This is a genomic window from Mucilaginibacter corticis, from assembly GCF_007558865.1.
Taxonomy (GTDB): Bacteria; Bacteroidota; Bacteroidia; order Sphingobacteriales; family Sphingobacteriaceae; genus Mucilaginibacter; species Mucilaginibacter corticis.
Genome location: NZ_VLPK01000004.1, coordinates 393977 through 415304 on the forward strand (window position 1 = coordinate 393977; position 21328 = coordinate 415304).

General features: G+C 43.8%; 18 protein-coding genes. 12 read left to right on the forward strand and 6 right to left on the reverse strand.

The window, feature by feature from the left end; genetic code table 11:
- Positions 1–22: 22 nt before the first annotated feature.
- Positions 23–1156, forward strand: a complete 1134-nt coding sequence (locus FO440_RS20380) for an acyltransferase family protein (protein WP_144250141.1) — start codon at positions 23–25, stop codon at positions 1154–1156.
- Positions 1157–1165: 9 nt separating this feature from the next.
- On the opposite strand, the gene FO440_RS20385 is transcribed toward FO440_RS20380, so the two are convergent.
- From FO440_RS20385 to FO440_RS20405, 5 genes are all read right to left on the reverse strand, one after another.
- Complete coding sequence (locus tag FO440_RS20385) at positions 1166–2290, reverse strand: FAD-dependent monooxygenase (protein WP_144250142.1); 1125 nt, start codon at positions 2288–2290, stop codon at positions 1166–1168.
- A gap of 60 nt (positions 2291–2350) precedes the next feature.
- Positions 2351–3169 carry a helix-turn-helix domain-containing protein gene (locus tag FO440_RS20390; RefSeq protein ID WP_144250143.1) on the reverse strand — a complete coding sequence of 273 codons (819 nt, stop codon included), beginning with the start codon at positions 3167–3169 and terminating at the stop codon, positions 2351–2353.
- Between the two features lie 56 nt (positions 3170–3225).
- Positions 3226–4386 (reverse strand): FAD-dependent oxidoreductase, encoded by a 1161-nt coding sequence (locus FO440_RS20395; RefSeq protein WP_144250144.1) that lies wholly within the window; start codon positions 4384–4386, stop codon positions 3226–3228.
- Between the two features lie 41 nt (positions 4387–4427).
- Positions 4428–5246: an AraC family transcriptional regulator gene (locus tag FO440_RS20400; protein ID WP_144250145.1), complete on the reverse strand. Its 819-nt coding sequence runs from the start codon at positions 5244–5246 to the stop codon at positions 4428–4430.
- Between the two features lie 116 nt (positions 5247–5362).
- Positions 5363–6304: a sugar phosphate isomerase/epimerase family protein gene (locus FO440_RS20405; RefSeq protein WP_144250146.1), complete on the reverse strand. Its 942-nt coding sequence runs from the start codon at positions 6302–6304 to the stop codon at positions 5363–5365.
- A gap of 296 nt (positions 6305–6600) precedes the next feature.
- Here FO440_RS20405 and FO440_RS20410 point away from each other — a divergent pair, with 296 nt between their 5' ends.
- The 6 genes from FO440_RS20410 (at position 6601) to FO440_RS20435 (ending at position 15699) form a co-directional block, all read left to right on the forward strand.
- Positions 6601–7389 (forward strand): hypothetical protein, encoded by a 789-nt coding sequence (locus tag FO440_RS20410; protein ID WP_144250147.1) that lies wholly within the window; start codon positions 6601–6603, stop codon positions 7387–7389.
- Positions 7390–7424: 35 nt separating this feature from the next.
- Positions 7425–9695, forward strand: coding sequence for a hypothetical protein (locus FO440_RS20415; RefSeq protein WP_144250148.1), 2271 nt, complete (start codon positions 7425–7427; stop codon positions 9693–9695).
- A gap of 63 nt (positions 9696–9758) precedes the next feature.
- A complete protein-coding gene (locus FO440_RS20420) occupies positions 9759–10886 on the forward strand; it encodes a glycoside hydrolase family 76 protein (protein ID WP_144250149.1) in 1128 nt (375 codons plus the stop codon).
- Positions 10887–11107: 221 nt separating this feature from the next.
- On the forward strand, positions 11108–13306 hold the full coding sequence (locus tag FO440_RS20425) for a GH92 family glycosyl hydrolase (RefSeq protein ID WP_144250150.1): 2199 nt from the start codon (positions 11108–11110) through the stop codon (positions 13304–13306).
- Between the two features lie 27 nt (positions 13307–13333).
- A complete protein-coding gene (locus tag FO440_RS20430) occupies positions 13334–14062 on the forward strand; it encodes a hypothetical protein (RefSeq protein WP_144250151.1) in 729 nt (242 codons plus the stop codon).
- 113 nt (positions 14063–14175) lie between these two features.
- On the forward strand, positions 14176–15699 hold the full coding sequence (locus FO440_RS20435; protein WP_144250152.1) for a rhamnogalacturonidase: 1524 nt from the start codon (positions 14176–14178) through the stop codon (positions 15697–15699).
- A 7-nt stretch (positions 15700–15706) separates the two neighbouring features.
- Here the strand turns inward: FO440_RS20435 and FO440_RS20440 are convergent, their stop codons facing one another.
- Complete coding sequence (locus FO440_RS20440; protein WP_144250153.1) at positions 15707–16717, reverse strand: LacI family DNA-binding transcriptional regulator; 1011 nt, start codon at positions 16715–16717, stop codon at positions 15707–15709.
- Positions 16718–17028: 311 nt separating this feature from the next.
- On the opposite strand from FO440_RS20440, the gene fucP reads away from it, so the two are divergent.
- The 5 genes from fucP (at position 17029) to FO440_RS20465 (ending at position 21182) form a co-directional block, all read left to right on the forward strand.
- A complete protein-coding gene (gene fucP, locus FO440_RS20445; protein ID WP_144250154.1) occupies positions 17029–18288 on the forward strand; it encodes an L-fucose:H+ symporter permease in 1260 nt (419 codons plus the stop codon).
- Complete coding sequence (locus FO440_RS20450) at positions 18288–18617, forward strand: L-rhamnose mutarotase (RefSeq protein WP_144250155.1); 330 nt, start codon at positions 18288–18290, stop codon at positions 18615–18617. The genes fucP and FO440_RS20450 overlap by 1 nt, the downstream gene beginning before the upstream one ends.
- A 7-nt stretch (positions 18618–18624) precedes the next feature.
- The gene (locus FO440_RS20455) at positions 18625–19389 is read left to right on the forward strand and encodes an SDR family NAD(P)-dependent oxidoreductase (protein WP_144250156.1); all 765 of its coding nucleotides are present in this window, start codon (positions 18625–18627) and stop codon (positions 19387–19389) included.
- A gap of 118 nt (positions 19390–19507) precedes the next feature.
- A complete protein-coding gene (locus tag FO440_RS20460) occupies positions 19508–20365 on the forward strand; it encodes a fumarylacetoacetate hydrolase family protein (RefSeq protein WP_144250157.1) in 858 nt (285 codons plus the stop codon).
- The gene (locus FO440_RS20465) at positions 20352–21182 is read left to right on the forward strand and encodes an amidohydrolase family protein (RefSeq protein WP_144250158.1); all 831 of its coding nucleotides are present in this window, start codon (positions 20352–20354) and stop codon (positions 21180–21182) included. Before FO440_RS20460 ends, FO440_RS20465 begins: the two co-directional genes overlap by 14 nt.
- Positions 21183–21328 lie beyond the last annotated feature (146 nt).

Below are 21328 nucleotides of genomic sequence, written 5' to 3' on the forward strand. Positions count from 1 at the left end.
CGGCAAACCCTTTAAACATTTCATGCCGCCTGTTAATACACCTACTGCAAACATTTCAGATAAACATAAACTATTAGGGTTAGACCATCTCCGGGCGTTTGCCATATGTTATGTGGTGCTGTTTCATTACCGGCAATTTGGCCACCCGGATTGGGTGAATAAAGTGGGCGACTTTGGCTGGACGGGTGTCGACCTGTTTTTTGTTCTGAGCGGATTCCTTATCGCCGGGCAGCTATTTGCAACAATTGCAAAAGGCGGGGCTATTTCAATGAAGGAGTTTTTTACCAAAAGATTTTTCAGGATAATTCCGCCTTACCTGGTAATGATTTGCCTGTATGTTAGTTTCCCATTTTTGCGTGAAAGGGAACACATGGCCGCTTTATGGCGATACCTTACCTTTACTACAAACTTCGGCCTTGATGTTTCTCAAACCGGCACCTTTACCCATTCATGGTCTTTATGCGTTGAGGAACAGTTTTATTTAATATTGCCGCTTTGTGTTTTACTTTTTAGCTATTTAAAAATAGGCAAAAAATCGGCCTACCTTATCCTTACCTTATTCTTAGCCGGTTTTGCTATACGGTACCTGAATTGGCAGATCTGGATGCAACCTAACTTAAACAGCGATAATTTTGGAGCGCTTTTTAATGAGTTTATCTATTATCCTACCTACAACCGCTTAGACGCGCTGCTGGCCGGTGTAAGCGTCGCGGGCATCTACACATTTTACCCGGAGATAAAAGACCGGATCAGCAAAAGAAGTAACCTGATCATGCAGGCCGGCGTAGTCTTGCTGATCCCTACATATTTTATCTGTACACCCCAGCCGACTTTTAGTACTACGGTATGGGGTTACCCGTTAATTGCTATCAGTTATGGGCTGATCGTGGCCTCGGTTGTTTGTCCCGGAAATATACTGTACAGCGTAAAATCATGGCTAACATCGCAAATAGCGACGTTGTCTTACGGTATTTATCTTACCCATAAGTTAGTTATCCATCTCACTCAAAATCTTCTTGAAAAAGCCGGGGCAGACCGAAACAGCAACCTGGTAATGCTTTGCTGTATATTAAGCTGTATAACCGGCGCGCTGTTGCTTCGGTACCTTGTTGAAAAACCGTCATTAAGATTAAGAAATAAAATACTCAGCAGATAACGGCAAACACTAAAACGATGTCTGCGTATTTCTTCTTCGGATAGCTTCTTCTGTTCTTGGGATAAAATTTTCTCTTACATTTAATTCGGCGGTGGCCTGTACCTTTTCAATAAAGGGGCGAAGCGTATTATTATAATCGCGGAAAGCCGGTTCAAGATCCCCGTTATGTTTTTGCAGCGCGTCTGCCAAAGCCGTAGCGCCTATAACAGACAGCGATGCACCCATGCCGGCAGCCGGCGAAGCGCAATACCCCGCATCGCCAACTAATGCCACGCGGCCTTTGGTCCACGCGGGCATTTTTACCTGGCAAAATTTGTCGAAGTAAAAATTACCGGAATGTTCCACTTCTTCCAGCAATTCGGTGGTTCGCCATTTCAGGCCAGTAAACTGTTCAGCAATGATCTTTCTTTGCTGATCGGTATCGCGGTAATCATAATCAATTTCTTTGTCTGAATTAAAGCAGAAAATAATATCGGTTTTATTTTGGTAAGCATTCAGCATAATGGCTTTATCGGGCTCGCCATACAGGTGCATGGTTTTTTGTTTAACCAATAGTTTGTTTACAATGGTTAGCGAAAAATACGCCCCTAAAAAATGTACGTATTCGGCCTCATGGCCAAACCAGATCTTTCTTACACCCGAATGCAAACCGTCGCAGCCGATCACCAGGTCGAAAGCGCGTTGCTGGCCATCTTTAAAAGTAGCTTGTATATGGTCCGCGGTTTCGTTTAACGCGGTAATGCTGTTGTTAAACATAAATTCAACATCATTTTTCAGGCCATCATAAACAATCCCCATAAATTTATCCCTTTCGATCTCGATCTCATCGTCGGGGAGTTCATTGCTTCCATCATTCAGTGATATCGAGCCTGCTGTAGTATCGTCGGCATTTTTAAACGCGATCATTTCTACGTTCAGGCGGTTGGCTATTAACTGTTCAAAGATGCCCATGCGTTTAACAGCATCTACGGCAGATTCTTTAATGTCAACAGCGGCGCCGGCAGTGCGGAGCTGGCCTGCAATTTCAACAACAGTTACCCGGTAACCTAATTTGTTCATCCAGTAAGCGGTTGACAACCCGGCTATGCTGGCACCCGAGATAAGTATATTTTTAATTTTATTTAGCGATTCCATTTTTATGTGCATTTACTCAAATGAATAATTAATAGCACAAAATTGAAGAATGTCGCAGTTTCAGGATAGGACAAATGCGACAAGATCAGCGCTTACAGCCTCTTTGCCCGCCTTTGCTTTACGCGCGAATGCCGCCGCGGTGGTGCCGCTGTAACGTTTAAATTCCCTGTTCAGGTGAGATTGATCGGCATATCCCAGTTCATGGGCCAGGCCTGCGATATTGGCATCGGGGTAGCACCATAATTGGTTACGCGCCTGTTCAAAGCGCATCAGCCCCGATACATCTTTAACCGTATGCCCCGATGATTTTTTGAAGTTTCTTTCCAACGTGCGGACAGTTGAATGAACAGCTTCTGCTATCCGGCTAACCGGCAGGGTACCATTTGCCTTTCGCATAGCCGCGCCCGCTTTATGTAACAAGGTGTTGGCCGCAACACCCGATCGCGCATCAAGGAAATATTGTTTAACCAGTTCAAGCGCGTCATCAATCTTTCCATCCAGTATAAAAGTATTTAAAGCGGATTGCAAACGGGCTATTGGATGTTCAAATGCGTGTACCCGTTCTTTCCCGGAAGGTAGCCCCAACAAATCAAAAACCGCCCAGGGCAGGCATTTGATCCCGATGATTTCTAAACGGTCCTCCGGGTAAAAAACAACAGGTTCATTAAGCAGACCTACCATAAAAGGGGATGGCAGTGGCTGCAAAGAGCCGTTATGCAGGATACTGCATCCGCTGCCGAAATGAAAAATGATCTCGGCATGCCCGTCTGGCATTACCTCAAAACCGTCTTTTGATTCTTCGCCATCCCACCTTACGTACCAAAAGCCCTGGATAGCATCCTGTAGTTCTTCAGGAGATTCAATGTCTTGATGATGCATATTGAAAGATAGGTTTAATTTTCGTAGCGATGGGTTTTAAACCCATCGCTATGGGGTTATTTTATCCCAAAAACGGCCAGCATTTTTTCAAGCGCGTCATCGCTGTGCATGCGTTCACCATTTTCAAGCGATCGTTTTGCCGCGGCTGATGCTCTTTTGCACATACTTTTTTCATAAAAAGCAATGGCATCTTTTAAAGTATTGTATTTGCCGGATGTTAAACATTCACTTAGTTCCAACGCGTCAAACATAGATGTGTTTGCGCCTTCGCCCGCGAAGGGCGGCATTACATGCGCGGCATCGCCAAGTAAAGTTAAATTGGGCAGGCTTTCCCAGGTTTGATCTAAAGGCATACAATATATCGGCCGCGGAATAGCTGGCATGGTGGCGTTTTCAAACAGTTCATACCAGGCGCTGCTCCATCCTGCATATTCTTTTTTAAACCATGCCAGTACTTCTGCTTTATCCATGTAATCTAAACCACTGTTTGCAGCCCAGTTTTCATCCGGTTTAAAACTTGCATAAAAGCCCAGGCCACCCGTGCCTTTCTGCCCTCCCAATAAACATTTACCATTGCCGAAAGCCATTATCTTTCCGCCGTTCAATAGCTTGTAAATATTGGGTGCAGTTTTCTCTGCATCATCAATATTGATCTCGACCATGGTGACTCCCGAATAAAAACCTTTAATCGGGGTAACATACGGGCGGATCTTAGAGTTGGCACCATCTGCAGCAATAACCAAATCGGCGTAGGCAGATGTGCCATTTTTGAAATGCAATAACCAGCCATCGTTTTGCGCTTGCATCGATAAAAAATGGCTATCCCATACAACTGTATCCGGTTGTAATGATTCCAGGAATATTTTTCTTAACGCACCGCGATCTATTTCGGGCCGGGCAGGTTCACTGCCTTCGCTTTCAACCGGGTTAGTTTTGTGGTCGCTGAAAATGATCTCTGCGCGTTCATTTACAATCACTTTTTTATCTGCGCCCTTACGAACATTCTTTTTAAACACATCTATCAGATCTGCTTCGCGTAAAGCCGCCCAACCAGATCCTTCGTGCATATCAAGCGGCGAACCCTGTACACGGGCATCTTTGTTAAGATCCCTTTCGTAAACTTTTACATTTAAGCCTTTAAGCTGTAATAGCCGTGCTAATGTTAACCCGCCCGGGCCTGCGCCTATAATAGCGATCTGTTTATTTTGTAACAACATACCTTCATGTTTAGATTACAAAATTCAGCAATGCCGATGCGTCAGGCTTGTATAAATGCGACAAAATCTGCGCCCAATTCTTGCCTTTCTTTTTTCGCTTTCCTGGCGAACGCGGCAGGGGCGGAACCGCTATAACGCTTAAATTCCCTGCTTAAATGGGCCTGGTCCGTATAGCCCAATTCATGGGCCAAACCGGCAAGATTGATACCCGGGTTGGCCCATAATTGGTTGCGCACCTGTTCAAACCGTATCAGCCCGGATACGTCTTTTACACTATAGCCCGAAGATTGCTTGAAGTTTCGCTCCAATGTGCGAATGGTTGAATGGGCCGCTGCCGCTACCTGGCCTACAGGCAAGGTGCCGTTTGCTTGCCGCATGGCTATGCCGGCTTTAGCTAACAGGCTATTGGCAGCTATATTCGATTGCGCATCAAGAAAATATTGTTTGATAAGGGCCACTGCTTCATTTATTTCCCCTGCGCGGATCAAATTCTTTAATAATGACTGAAGCTGTGCAATTGGGTGCTCGAAAATGCGTACGCCATCTTTATCGGGTCGCAGGCCAAGCAGATCAAACACGGTCCAGGGGAAGCATCTGATACCAAGAATCTCTAAGCGGTTTTTGGTATGGAAATTAACCGGCTGATTAAGCAAGCCCATCATAAATGGTGATGGCAATGGTTGTAAATTTCCATTGTTGGAAATGCTTAGATCTGCACTGAAATGAAAAATAATTTCGGCATAGCCATCAGGCTGCACCTCGAAACCTGGTTGTAGCTCACCCGATTCTCTTCTGTTGTACCAAAAGCATTTTATGGTATCCCGCAATTCTTCAGGAGATTCAAATTCTTGGTGATGCATGTTTGAAGGTAGCACATTTGCGGAGTATAAAAAATAAAAACCCTCTTTGCCGTTTACGGCAGAGAGGGTGGTCGAGCGAAGTCCCGATAGTTATCGGGATCGGGGTGAGTCCCGCGTTACGCTTTTAAAGCCTTAACCGCAAAATCACGGCATTTTTTAACTTCGGTTACCGCGTCTGATCCGTTTGGAACATCGTACTCAAACTCGATAGTAACCGGAAATTTATATTTTTTGTCTCTTACCACATGTAAGATATCTGCCAGCGGGGTATCGCCCTCGCCCCATGGTTCGTTAGGCCCGTCATGGAACTTACGGTCCTTCAGGTGCATGCTTACTATCTTGTCGTGGTATTTTTCAATAAACGGCACAGGGCTGCTGCTGGTGCCCGACGCATAATGACCCGCATCCAGGTTAATGCAATTGTATTCAGACTGGCTTAGCGCTGTATCCCATAAAGTAGGGGTAGCCTGTGTGTGGGCATGGTAACCTATTTTAAATTTGTGTGCGGTTGCCAGGTCGCCAAGGCGTTTGGTTTGTGCCGCGCTGCCCAGCTCGACAGTAACATGGCTTGCGCCAAGTGCCTGCCCCGCGTTAAAGGCGTAAATTACTTCGTCGTCGGTATTATGATCGTCAAGTGCGCTTGGTTTCCACGCATAGATAGATACACCTGCATCGTTATACATTTTACGGATCTCTTTAAATTTATCCATAGGTACAGATGCGCGCCATTGAGCCACAGCTTTACGATGGTCGTCGTTTGACTGGCCCGACTCATGTTTAGGGATGCCGGCATACTCTTCGGCAGCTTCGCCCATCAGTTCAATAGCGTTGATATTGCAGGCAATACAATATTTTAACATATCCTGGATAGATCCCGGCAGGCTCCTGAAAGAGTAAGTAATTACACCTATCTGCACACCGTTAACAACCGAGTTTGGTTTTTTATCGCTGCTTAATATAGCATGGGCAAATGATGATTTTGACAGGAGCAGAGTTCCTGTAGCGGCAAGCGCTCCGGTGCCAATAAATCGGCGTCTTGATACTTGATTGGTCTTCATGAATGGTACTAATTTAATTTTAGCGTTTAAATGGTAATGCCAAATTTAAAAATTAATATGGTTTGGCCTAACCTGTAGTAAAACTGTTACGATGTGAAATAAAGATATAAACTTCTGTTTGAAGGTAATATTGCAGAATTTGTTTTTGGATAAGCAGAAATGTTTTCATTATAGTTTATTTAAATAATTGTTATCTTGTATTGCCAATTAAAAACTATTACTGATTACATATTGCCGGCTTTTCCCCTGTAAGCCTTGTAGCCTATTACCAATTTTTAAACCATATACACATCGTTATGAAAAACAATTACTACGCCGGCTTATTAGTCGCAATTATGCTGTGTGCTTTTGCCTGCAAAAAAAGCGATAAAGCAAATGGCACAACACCAACCGCCTCTAAACCAAAGTATTTAGTTAAAACTACTGTTGTTGAGACCGGGCCAGCCAGGCTTGGCAGCGTAGTAACAACTTCATTTATTACCTACACTTATGACAACAAGAAAAGACTAAGCACTATAAAAAGCGGAACCACCATTACAACATACGTTTATAGAGATGACGGCAACCTGTTTTCTATTACTACTTCACCGGGCTCGGATGCGAACAGGAGTTATAAAGAATTTACCTATGATAATAGCGGAAAATTATTATCATATAGATTACAGGCATACCAAAATAATGTGTTAAAAAATGAGATTACCTATACCTATGTATATGCAGGTGGCGATAAACCCACAGAACTGCACTATGATATTTATTACGAGAAATTTACCTATGATGCTAATGGTAACCTTGCAAGCATATTTTATTATGGTGATCCCTCATATACTGTAACTTATACCTACGATAACAAAAAAGGCATGTTTGTTAACGCGCCCATGAAGTATCCAATGCCTGGCGATAATCAGCGGGTATCGCCAAACAATATGATCTCTAACACAACGCAGGGACTTAATCCAAATCTTACCGTCACAAATAACTACGTTTATGATACCGATGGCTATCCGACAGCCGGCTCACAAAGTATTAATTATGAATACAGCAGCAGTTATAAATATACTTACGAGTATAGTACGCTTGAATAATTATTTATATAATTATAATTCTAAAAAAAAGAAACATGCTGCTAAAAAACAAAGCTGTCTTAATAGTATTGTTAAGTGCTTCGGTTGCAGGCCGGGCGCAAACCAATCCAAAACCTGCAATCCCGAATACCGAAAAAACAACTTTTCAAACCGGCGGAACGTGGAAGCCGACTACCGACCTGCGCGCTGACGTAGCCATTGTATATGGCGATGGCGGCAAGCCGGGGCAGTTTGAGCAACGCGTAAAATCATTCAAAGACCATGGTTACCAGCTGGCTTTTATGACCGGCATGGCCTGGGGCGGGTACCAGGATTATTTTATGGGCAAATGGGATGGCAAGCAGCATTTTGACGAAGGCCAGAAAATGATGAACGACGACACCGTTTGGCACGGGCACAATACCCCATACGTAGTGCCAACCATGAACTTTTTGAAATACTATAAAGAGCAGGTCATTAAAAAAGCTATTGACGCGGGTGTAGATGCCATTTACCTGGAAGAGCCGGAGTTTTGGGCTAAATCAGGCTATAGCGAGGCTTTTAAACGCGAGTGGAAGGAATATTATGGTTTCGACTGGCGGCCGCAGCATGAGTCGGCAGAGAATACCTATCTGTCAAATAAGCTAAAATACTATTTGTTTTACAGGGCTTTGAAAGAGTCGTTTACCTATGCCAAGGAATATGGAAAAAGCAAGGGTATGAATGTGCGCTGTTATGTGCCTACGCATTCGCTTATTAATTATTCCATGTGGCAAATTGTAAGCCCCGAAGCGAGTTTAGCTTCGCTTGATTGTGTGGATGGCTATATTGTACAATCATGGACAGGCACCGCGCGTGAGCCTAATTATTTTAACGGGGTGGCTAAAGAGCGCTCGTTCGAGACCGCTTACCTTGAATACTGCTGCATGAAATCAATGACCGCCCCAACCGGCCGTAAGCTGTTCTTTGAGAATGACCCGGTTGAAGATACCCGTCGTGATTGGAGCGATTATAAAAAGAATTACCAGACCACTTTTACTGCCGAACTGTTCTTCCCCGATATTAACAATTATGAGGTTATGCCATGGCCCGACCGCATTTTCGATGGTAAATATTTTGTGAGCCAAGCCAGCAACGAGCGTGCAGGTATGCCCAAAAGCTATTCTACCCAAATGATGGTGATGATCAACTCGCTGAATGATATGCCGGTGTCTGCCAATAAAACTTCGGGATCGCAGGGCATCAGTGTGTTGATGGCCAACTCAATGATGTTTCAGCGCCTGCCCACGCATGATGATGGCAAGGCCTGGGCAGATCCTTACTTCTCAAACTTTTATGAAACATCGGGCATGTTTAACCGCGTGCCTACTGATAATAAGCTGATGGATCCGCAATTGTCAAACTTTTTTGGCGAGGCTTTGCCTTTTCTGAAAAGGGGAGTACCGGTAGATATTGTACATGCCGAGAACCTGGGTTTTGAAAAAGCGCTGAAAGACACCAAAGTGCTGCTGATGTCATATTCGAACATGAAGCCGCTTGCCGAAGATGTTCATAAGCAATTAGCTAAATGGGTTAAGGATGGCGGCGTAGTTGTTTATTCGGGCCGTGATGATGACGCTTTTCAGAAAGTGCAGGAGTGGTGGAACAAAGACGGTAAAAAATACAACTGCCCGGCTGATGACCTGTTTGATAAATTAGGCATCGGCACAAACCCTAAAGCCGGAACTTATAATGTGGGTAAAGGCAAGGTTTGTATTATTCGCCGTGATCCTAAAGAATATGTAATGGAAACTGACCGAGACAATGAACTGCGCGATCATGTAGAACCGCTGTATCAGCAAGCTGCCGGTAAAAGTATCGGATACAAAAACAGCTTTTACCTGGCCCGTGGCCCGTATGATATTGTATCGGTGATGGATGAAGGCGTAAATAACGATGCTTATACCATCAAAGGTAAACTGATAGATCTGTATGACCCTACCTTGCCGGTTATCAGCGAAAAGCAGATCAAACCAGGCGAACAAGGCTATTTTTATAATGTCGACAGAGTTGCCAATAAGCAAAAGCCGCAGGTGCTGGCAACCGCCGCCAGGATCTATGATGAAAAAGTTAGCAAAAGTAAATATGCGTTCACGGCTATCAGCCCGCTAAATACCATTAATGCCATGCGGGTATTAACACCGGCAAAGCCGAAAAAAGTTGTGGTTACTGATGCAAAGGGCAAAACTTTAACCGATGTTAAACAATCCTGGGATGCCACCACCCAAACGCAGTTTTTGAGTTTTGATAATAATCCTGAAGGGGTGAAAGTGGCTTTATCATGGTAAATTTTGCAAGCCGGTATTTATTTTATTTATTTGATACCGAATCAACCCATTAAATAAATCTATATGAATACCTTAAAACACAGCCTGTTTTTTGCCTTGCTGCTGACGTTTGTTTCCGGCCTGGTATCGGCACAAACCAAAACAAGCGGCCACTATTACAAAGAAATGAAGGCCTTACAGGCGGCTATCGAGAAAAATTTTCACGATAAGAAATCAGGCAACTATTATGTAGAGCTTGATCCCGCAAAGCGCGAAAATAAGAACGGCTACCTGCGCGAGTACAGTTACCTGTGGTCATACTGCGCCATGTACCAGGCAGCTAATGAAATTGAAAAGCTGGAGCCGAAAGCTAACCTGATGGCACCCATGTTAAAGCTGATGTACAGGTATTACAGCCCCGCTTCGCCAAAACCGGGATTTACCGATTACATTATGGCCTTAAAACCCGGCGAGCGCTATTATGACGATAACGAATGGATCGGCATAACCGCATTAGATGCCTACACCCGCACCAAAAAGAAAGCCGATTTTGATTTGGGCAAGGCAATGTATGATTTCATCATGACCGGCCATGACCAGGTTTTAGGCGGCGGGATCTACTGGAAAGAAGGCGACCTGAGTTCGAAAAATACCTGCTCAAACGGGCCGGGTGCGCTGGTGGCATTACAAATGTACCAGGCGACAAAAAACAAAGCTTATCTTGATACTGCAATCAGGATCCTTAAATGGACAGATGCCAAATTACAAACACCCGAAAAACTATACTGGGATAACATCCGCACCAAAGATGGTGGCGTAAACAAAGGGATCCTGTCATACAATACAGGTACACCTTTAGAAGCATACGTTTACCTGTACGAGATCACTAAAAACAAAAAATACCTGGACGAAGCTAACGCCATTGCCGATGCCTCACTGAGCTTTTTTTACGGCGAAGGTAAATTCAGGGACGATTATTGGTTCAACGCCGTACTGCTGAGAGGCTATCAGCATTTATTAAAATATAATAAGGATACCAAATACATCATCGGCTTTAAAAAGGCGCTTGACAACACCCTGCAACACGAAAAGAACGACAAAAACCTGTTTACCGGTAACAATGGCGTACGTAACCTGGTAGACCAGGGCGGTTTGCTGGAGATACTGGCAAGGTATGCCTGGTTGGAAAAGCAGTATGATCTGAAAGGATAAGGGTATAATCCTTTTTATTTCGTTGTCATTTCGAAACGAGGAACGAGTGAGAAATCTTATACGCTTTGCTACTAAGCGCTTGTTGAAGATTTCTCACTACGTTTCGAATGACAGTTTTTTATATGTAGCCAACTGTCCCCGAATTATTACAAAAGCCAACGCCAAAACAACCTATCTTTAGCCTACCAATTAATAACCGGTAATTAATAAAATCTATCGCTATGAAAAAAAATGCTTTAGCCTTAATGCTTTTGCTGTTTACAGGATATACCTTCGCCCAAAGATCAGCCGCGCCAAAACCGTTAACGTCATACGTAAACCCGCTGCTGGGCACCGCCACTTTGTGGGATCCGAAAGACCTGGGTTTTGTGCCGACACACCGCAGTTGGGGTGCCGAGGTTTTTCCGGGTTCGTCAGTGCCTAACGCCATGGTGCAGTTAACGCCGGTAAGCCAGTTTCATAGCGGATCAGGTTATCAGTATGAAGATACGGTGATCTACGGGTTTGCGCATACCAGTAAAGGGCATTGGAATTTATGCTATATCCCGCTTATGCCGGCTTCGGGCAGTAGCTTTACAGGGATAGATTATCAATCGCCCTATAGCCATAAAAATGAGTCGGCTCACCCGGGTTATTACCAGGTTTACCTGCCGCGTTATGGGGTTAATGCCGAAATGACCTCGACCTTACGTTGCGCTTACCATAAATACACTTACAAACCAGGCGCTAATAAAAAATTAATCGCCGACCTGTCCATGTCGAACGAACGCGTGCACGACTGGAAGATCAACAAGGAAGGCGACAATGGTTTCACCGGGTACCAGGCAGCAGGCGAAAAAATGTATTTCTACGCGGTAGCCAATCATAAAATTACATCTATCGATACATTGACATCTGTAACAAACCCAATGGGCCGTCCTGCCGGTGCGCGTCAAAAAAATCTATCGCCTCCCGGCGGTAAAAAGACCCCGGTGGTAAGTTTTGCAAATGGCGGCGCAAATACGCTGGAACTGAAAATAGGTTTCTCTTTTGTGAGCGTAGCAAACGCTAAAGCCAACCTGGAGAAAGAAATGCTAAATAAAACTTTCGCGCAGGTAAGGGCAGAGGCTAACCAAACCTGGAAAAACCTGCTGTCGAAGATCACGGTGACAGGCGGCACCGCCAAACAAAAAGGATTGTTCTACTCAACCTTTTATCGCTCGTTTTTATGGCCTGCGCTGCGCAGCGATGCCAATGGCGATTTTACCGATGCAAACGGTAACGTAGTGAACAAAGGTTATAATTATTACACGCTACCATCGATCTGGGATGATTACCGCAATAAAGACGTGTTGCTGGGCCTGTTACAGCCTAAAGTGATGAACGATGTGATCAAAACCATGATAGATATGGGCAACGCCAAAGGCTTTATGCCCACATTTTTCCATGGCGATCATGCATCGGCTATTATTGCAGGGTCATATGCGCGTGGTTTGCGTGATTACGATGCCAAAAATGCTTATCAGCTGATGCTGAAAAATGCCACAGTTGAGGGTACCCGCAAATATGTGGATGAATACAATACCAAAGGCTATATAGCTGAGGACGATGTTGAAAACCCGGTAGTGAACACAGTACGTAAAGCCGCGGTTACCAAAACCTTAGAATATGCTTATGACGATTATGCAACCGCGCAATTGGGCAAGGCCTTAGGCGATAACGCTAATTATGAGATGCTGATGAAGCGCACCAAGAACTATAAAAACGTTTTCAACCCAGAAACCGGTTTTATGGAAGGCCGTTTGGCAGATGGTAGTTGGGTGAAGAACTTTAACCCTAACTATGTGTACTATGAATATATGTACCGAGAGGCAAATGCCTGGGAATCTACCTTTTTTGCGCCGCAGGATCCTAATGGTTTGATCTCATTGTTCGGTAGCAAAGCGGCAGCCGAGAAAAAGCTGGATGCCATGTACACCACCCCTTATGACGGGCACGAGGCCGATAATATGTCGGGCTTTATTGGTAATTATTGCCAGGGTAACCAGCCTGATCATAGCACCACCTACTACTATTATTTTACAGGCAACCAGCCAAAAGCGCAAATGTACCTTGATAGCATTATGAACCATTATTATGATATGGGCAAAGATAAACTGGCCTATGCAGGTATGGACGATGCGGGCGAAATGTCGGCCTGGTTTGTGTTTAATGCCATGGGCTTTTATACGTTCTCGCCTGCTGATCCGAGCTATATTGTGACAGTACCGTTATTTGATAAAATAACCTTGAAATTAGGCGATAAAACAACCACCATTGTTAAGCAAGGTAAGGGCAGAAAAATAACCAACATAGCCTGGAACGGTAAAAAGGTTAACGGCTGGTTTATCAGCGACGCGGACCTGAAAAAGGGACAAACATTAACTATATCAACGCAATAACACCTAAAACCTAAACCTTATCCAAATATGAAAAAATTTATAACCGCAGCATTATTGTTGAGTTGTTCGGCTTCCTTTGCGCAAAACGGTACAACCACTACGCAAAGAACAATAAAGGGTTCTGATCTCATTAAAATGATGCCTAAGGTAACAGACCCGAAAGTATATGATATGGCCGGGAATGTAATTGATTCTGTTAAAGCGAAGCAAATGCTAAAGACTTTTGATTATAACTTAGGTATGGCTCAGCCCGTGGGCCAAACAGAATTCAAGCATGTTTTAATTAAGGCTAACCATGCTTTAGACGCGCGGATTGACAAGGAAACCCGGGTAAGGTGCCGCCCTAAAAGCCCTAAACTTTGGGAGGGTACTGTACTTGACTTAAAGCCTTTTGCCAAACATACCGATCTGAACAAGCTACAAGGTAAAGCTTTGGTGCTTTTGTTCAGGGCGAGACAATATCCACTTATGTATCCTAAAATTAACGATGTGATAGCTAATTATATCAGCAATAATAAGTTTGAAGTTTTCGCGATCAATAATCTTAGCTATGAAGATGCCATGGCCGCTCAGAAAGCAGACCCGGTTTTAAACGCCCACAATATTATTGACGCGCAGGACATAACAGATTTTTACGAAACCAATAATGAAGCCGTAATTGTAGTAACTAATGCCCAGCATCAAATAACTTACGCAGTGACGGGTGAGGTTGCCGTTACTCCGTGGGTGTTAAACGGTTTGCTTAAAGCATTGTAGTCATCGGTAACGATTGCATAAATATTTAGCTGGTGGTAAGGTAATTTTGCAAGTGTAAAGTGCTAATATCGCTTTGCGTAAAACAAATTTGCCAACCCATTATACCTGTAAATATGAAAACATTACATAAAAGCCTCGCGGTTATTTATTTGCTGTTGGGTTTACTTCATCGCGCGTCGGCCATGAACGGCCCGGTTTACGATGTAAGAAAATATGGCGCCAAAGGTGACGGCAAGGCACTTGACACAAAAGCTATTGATAAAGCCATTAACGAAGCCGCCGCGGCGGGTGGCGGTACAGTATATTTCCCTGCGGGCGATTACCTGTCGGTAACCATTCATCTTAAAAGTAATGTGGGTTTATATATAGATCAGGGCGCTACTATAGTTGCGGCTACCCCTGGCGAAGGCGTACAATATGACCTGCCTGAAAAAGGCGATAATGAGGTTTACCAGGATTACGGGCACTGCCATTTTCATAACAGCCTGATAGTAGGCGAGAACCTGCACGACATCTCTATCATGGGGCCGGGCCGTATCTGGGGTAAAGGTTTGGTGCGCGATGACGGAAAGAAACAGCAGGAAGGCCTTGGCAATAAAACCATCTGCCTTAAATTATGCCGTAATGTGATCTTTAAGGATTTCACCATAGCGCATGGCGGCTGGTTCTGTTTCCTGCTTACGGCTGTTGATAATACCACCATCGATAATATCAAGATGGATACCAATCGTGACGGTATCGACCTGATCTCGAGCAAAAACGTGCATATTTCAAACTGTACCGTTAACTCGCCAAATGACGATGGTATTGTGCTGAAATGTGATTTCGCGCTTAACTATCCGCGCGTGTTAGAGAATGTAACTATTACCAATTGCCAGGTATCGGGCTATAACGAAGGTACTTTACTGGATGGAACTTTTTTAAAAGATAATAAGTCGCCGACAGGCCGGATCAAGTTAGGCACCGAGTCGAACGGCGGGTATAAAAATATCGCCATATCAAACTGTACGTTTGATCATTGCCGTGGTTTGTGTTTGGAGACTGTTGACGGCGCCGATCTTGAAAATATCAGCATCAATAACATCACTATGCATGATATTACTAACGCGCCCATATTTGTTCGTCTGGGTGCACGCCAGCGCGGCCCCGAAGGTTTTCCGTACAGCCAGCTGCACCGGGTGATGATCAGCAATCTTACAGCTTATGACGTCACTGCCAGGCAAGGCGCCATTATTAGCGGCATACCCGGTCATGATATCGAGGACCTGACTTTGAGCAATATCCGCATTTATTTTAAAGGAGGTGGTACCCAAGAACAAGCAGCTAACGAAGTGCCCGCATTAATAAAAAGCTACCCCGAGCCTGATCAGTTTGGCATTACGCCGGCGTATGGCTTTTTTGTCCGCAATGTAAAAGATCTGAAAATGAGCGATGTTGAAGTGAGTTATGATAAAGAGGACCTGCGCCCTGCTATCGCTTTAGACAATGTTGAGGGTGCCGATTTTGAACACATCCGCGCCCAAAAAGCGAATGGCGCGTCAATATTTATGCTGAACAAGGTAAAGAACTTCAAGATCTTTAACAGCGACCAGTTAGAGAATACTAAATTAGCAGAAGTGGATAAAAAGCAGTTGTAATCTGCTGTTATTTGATCAGATGTAGTTCTGTATTCAGTACTTTAGTTTCAAACTCGGTAATGGGGTATTTGCTTTCTATCAGTTTTAAAAGCATCTCAACGGCTATCTGGCCCATTTCAAAAGCTTTTTGCCTTACATAGGATAACGAGGGCTGTAAAAGATCAACCACATCCGAGTTGGAAAAGCCGGCTACTGCTATTTCTTTAGGATTGAAGTTTAAATTTTTTAAAGCCCTGATACAGGAGATACTGATCCTGTCGCTGCTCACAAATATCGCGTCAGGTTTGTCGGGCATGGCTAGTAGCTCCTTCACGGCATTTTCAACTTCATGATAATCATTACCGCCTTTGCTACAGTTGCGGATAAGTTCGGTTCTGAAAGGGATATGATAATCTGCCAGCGCTTTCATGTAGCCCGCCAAACGGGTGTTGGTGATAGACAATTGCGGCGCGTTTGATAATAACGCTATCTTTTTTCGCCCGGTTTTAATGAGCGATTCGGTAGCGTTGTAAGCGCCGCTAAAATTGTCAGACGTTACTTTAAAAGTATCAATATCGTCAATTATCCGGTCAAAGAAAACAATAGGCAGACCGTCGTCATGCAGGTTTTTCAAAAAGCTGTAATCAGATGTCTGGGCTGACATGGAAATCAATAAGCCATCAACCGAGCGTTGTGCAAGGTGGTTTACGTTGATTAGTTCACGCTCTGCCGAATCATGCGTTTGGGTAATAATAGTATGGTAACCTTTTTCATATGCTATAGACTCGACCCCGGCAATAGCCTGCGAAAAGAAACTGTTGGCCAACTCGGGCACTACAATGCCAATGGAATAGCTGCGCTTGTTTTTTAAGCTTAACGCTATAGGATTTGATTTGTAATTAACCTGCTTGGCATAAGCTACCACAATTTTCTTTGTTTCCTCGCTGATCTCGTACCCGTCGCGCAAGGCTCTGGACACCGTTGAGGGCGAAAGTTGTAACGCAAGCGCTATATCTTTTATGGTAGCCGGTTTGTACATTTTAAGTTAAAAAGGAATTAAAATTACGCAAAAGTATCCTTGATTTATCTCTGACAGCGCAATTATACGGTTTATTAAAAATACTTCAGTTTTTAAGTTTTAACCGGCAACGATTGCGTAAATTATAATTAAAAAATTTCAGGATTTTTCCATCCGGATAGGGTGTTTATAATTAAGTATTGGCTCTTTATTGTTAATATTAGCTTAGAGTATGCCAAAATCGTATAATATTTTAATGATAAAATATCACTTTCTATGGCTTAATCTGCTTTCTTTGCTATAACCAATTATAAATTAACTATACCTAAGTTATGTCTAAAAATAAATACCTGTTTCCATTAATATTGGTAACGTCATTGTTCTTTCTGTGGGCATTCCTGCATAACATTAATCCCATACTTATTCCGCACTTAAAGAAGGCGTGCCAGTTAACAGACACCCAATCATCTTTTATTGATTCGGCCGTATATCTTGGTTATTTTTTAATTGCCATACCTGCTGGTTTATTTGTACATAAGTACAGCTATAAAAAGGGTATCATTTTAGGGCTGATCCTTTATGCTACAGGTGCCTTGTTATTCATCCCCGCATCAAGCGCGCAGAGCTACGCCTTTTTCCTGGTAGCATTATTTACTATGGCCAGCGGTGCTACCTTTTTGGAGACTGTGGCCAACCCTTACATATCAGTTTTGGGTGATAAGGAAACATCGGCACAACGTTTAAATTTTGCACAATCATTTAATGGAGTGGGGGCTTTTGTAGCACCCATTATCGGTGGTCAGGTCATTCTTTCCGGTATCGAACATACACCCGAAGAAGTAAAGAATATGTCGCCCGGTGCTTTAGCTGCGTATCTGCAGTCAGAAGCTAATACAGTTAAAATTCCATATTTGGTTATCGGCGTGGCGGTAATTTTATTGATCTTGTTATTTGTATTTACTAATATCCCTGACGTAAAAGAAGACGATAGCGCTGTTGACAGCCATGCGCCAGGGACAGAGTTTTCAGCAGCGGTGTTAAAACATAAACATTTATCATGGGCGGTAGTTGCACAGTTTTTCTACATAGGCGCACAGGTAGGGGTGGGTAGTTTCTTTATTCGTTACTCAAAATTTGTGGCTGATATAGCCGAAAAAGAAGCTGCAATTTTGTGGGGGTCGATAGCCATGGTTGGCTTTATGGTAGGCAGGTTTGCCGGTACTTTTTTCATGAAGTTTATTGATCCGGCTAAATTGTTAAGTATTTATGCAGGTATTAGCATATTGTTATTGGCGGTTGGTTTAGTAACACATGGTAATGTGGCTTTGTATGCGGTAATGGCTGTACCTTTCTTTATGTCAATCATGTTTCCAACCATATTTGCCTTGGGCATTAAAGGTTTGGGCGAAGAAACTAAAATCGCGTCGTCATTTTTGGTGATGTCTATTATTGGCGGCGGTATTGCCCCGTTGTTTATGGGGTTGATATCTGATAAAACAGGCAGTATTCAAATGGCGTACATTGTGCCATTGATCTGTTTCTTAGTAGTATTATATTATGGTATTAAAGGACATAAAGTTGTAAAAGCATAATGGCAAGATATTGTTTAGCATTAGACCTTGTAGACGATCCGCAACTGATAGCGGAATATGAGAAATATCACGAGTCGATCTGGCCCGAGATCCACGACAGCATTGTAAACGGCGGTATTACCAATATGGAAATATACCGGTGCTTTAACCGTTTGTTTATGATCATGGAGACCAATGCAAGTTTCAGTTTCGACAAAAAAGGTGCCATGGATGCTGCCAACCCGAAGGTGCAGGAGTGGGAAAACCTGATGTGGAAATACCAGCAGGCCTTACCCGGTGCTAAACCCGGCGAGAAATGGGTGCTAATGAATAAAATCTTCAATCTATAGAAATACAATGTTTAGTTTAAAAGGAAAATCAGCAGTAATAACAGGCGGGGGCAGCGGGATAGGCAGGGCAATATCTGTGCTTTTTGCAAAGCAGGGTGCTGTAGTGCACATTATCGAATTAAATGCCGATGCCGCGAAAGATACCGTCAGCGAAATCGAAAAAGGCGGCGGAAAAGCCGTTGCGCATGGCTGTAACGTAAGCGACCAGCAACAGGTATTGGATATTTACAACGCGATAGGCGAGATAGATATTTTAGTTAATAACGCCGGCATAGCCCATATCGGCGAAGCTACTACTACCAGTGAGGAAGATTTTACCAGGATCTTTAACGTAAACGTGAAAGGTGTTTACAACTCGCTTTTCGCGGCTATCCCGTTGATGAAAAGTAAAGGCAAAGGCGTTATCCTCAACATGGCATCAATTGCTGCAGCGGTGGGCATTACCAGCCGTTTTGCTTATTCCATGAGCAAAGGCGCGGTATCAGCAATGACACTATCCGTAGCGCGCGATTATATGGCAGATAATATCCGCTGCAACAGTATCTCGCCGGCAAGGGTGCATACCCCGTTTGTAGATGGCTTTATCGCCAAAAACTATGCAGGACAGGAAGAACAGATCTTTGAAAAACTATCAAAAAGCCAGCCGATAGGCCGCATGGGCAAACCGGAAGAAGTGGCATCACTGGCATTGTATTTATGTAGCGACGAAGCTGGTTTTGTTACCGGCTGCGATTATCTGCTGGATGGTGGGTTTGTTAAATTGAATAATTAGACCTCTCCCCGGCCCTCTCCAAAGGAGAGGGGGCATAGGGATTGGTTAGAAAAGAAATTATAATAAAAATATAAAATCAAATTCCCTCTCCTTTGGAGAGGGTTAGGGAGAGGTAATAATGAAACTAATAAGATGGGGAAACCCGGGCCGGGAAAAAACAGGTGTGATCATTGACGATATCAGGTATGATACATCAGCTTTTGGCGAAGAGTATAACGAGCAGTTTTTTGAAAATGACGGACTGGCAAGGCTGGAAGATTTCTTGTCTGCCAACCAGGGTAAGTTGCCGCAGGTTGCTGATAGTGAACGTTTGGGCAGCCCGATAGCAAGGCCGTCAAAAATTCTTTGTATCGGCTTAAATTATGCAGATCATGCAAGGGAAACTAATGCTACGGTACCTGCCGAGCCGGTATTGTTCATGAAATCAACCACCGCGCTGGTTGGTCCTAATGACGATGTTATTATCCCGCGGGATTCTGTAAAAACGGATTGGGAAGTTGAACTGGCCGTGGTGATCGGTAAAAAAGCAAGCTACGTTGAAGAGGCTGATGCCTTAAACTACGTGGCAGGCTATGTTTTGCATAATGATGTGTCTGAACGCGAGTTCCAGATAGAGCGCGGCGGTACCTGGGATAAAGGCAAAGGTTGCGACACCTTTGCGCCGATGGGTCCGTTTGTAGCTACTCCTGATGAGTTGGGCGATATCAACAATTTAAGGCTTTGGCTAAAGGTTAACGGTAAAACCATGCAGGATGGCAATACATCTAATTTTATATTCAACGTGCCGTTTGTGATAGCTTATGTAAGTAAGTTTATGACCCTGCTGCCGGGTGATATTATTTCAACCGGAACACCGGCAGGTGTGGGTCTGGGCTTTAAACCGCCTTTCTATTTAAACCCTGGCGATGTGATGGAGTTGGGTATTGATGGTTTGGGCGAATCAAAACAAGTGGTAAAAGCTTATGCCAAAAATTGATGCACATCAGCATTTCTGGAATTACGACCCGGTAAGGCACGACTGGATCAATGATGATATGGAGATCATCCGTCAGGATTTTTTACCCGATGACCTGGATCCTATTTTGCATGAGTATGGCTTTAATGGCTGTGTTGCCGTACAGGCAGATCAAACCGAAACGGAAAATCATTTTTTGTTAGAACAGGCCATAAATAATGACTTTATAAAAGGGGTAGTCGGCTGGCTTGATTTTAAAGCTGATAATGTAGAAGAACGGCTTGCCTATTACAAACAGTTTGAAAAGCTGAAAGGTTTCCGTCATATTTTGCAGGGAGAGGCCGACAGGGCGTATATGCTTAATGCTGATTTTAAAAGAGGCATCTCAAAGCTAAAGCAGTTTGGCTATATCTATGATATCCTGATCTATACTGATCAGTTGGGTTATGCTAACGAGTTCGCGGCCGCTTTTCCGGATCAGCCTTTTGTGATAGATCATTTGGCAAAACCTAAAATAAAAGACGGTGATATTGATGAGTGGGCAAAGGATATGAAGGCGATAGCTAAAAATAAGAATGTAAGCTGTAAGGTATCGGGCATGGTAACAGAAGCCGACTGGCGCAATTGGAAAACCGAAGATTTTACACCATACCTGGATGTCGTTTTCGAGGCGTTTGGTGCGGATAGGTTAATGTTCGGTTCAGACTGGCCTGTTTGCCGCGTTGCGGCCACTTATGGCGAAACCTTGGGAATTGCAGAAGCGTACATAGCCAAACTTTCAAAAACCGAGCAGGATAAATTCTGGGGCGATAACGCGATAAAGTTTTATGGGTTGTAAATAATATATAAAAGCGTAGGGCATGTGCGATTCCCTCCCACCGGGAGGGTGTAGGGAGGGGTTTAATGAACATGTCTTAGTATTAAAACCCTTCCTGCCATTACACTACCCAACACACCCCTCCCAAGGGAGGGAATTAATTATTG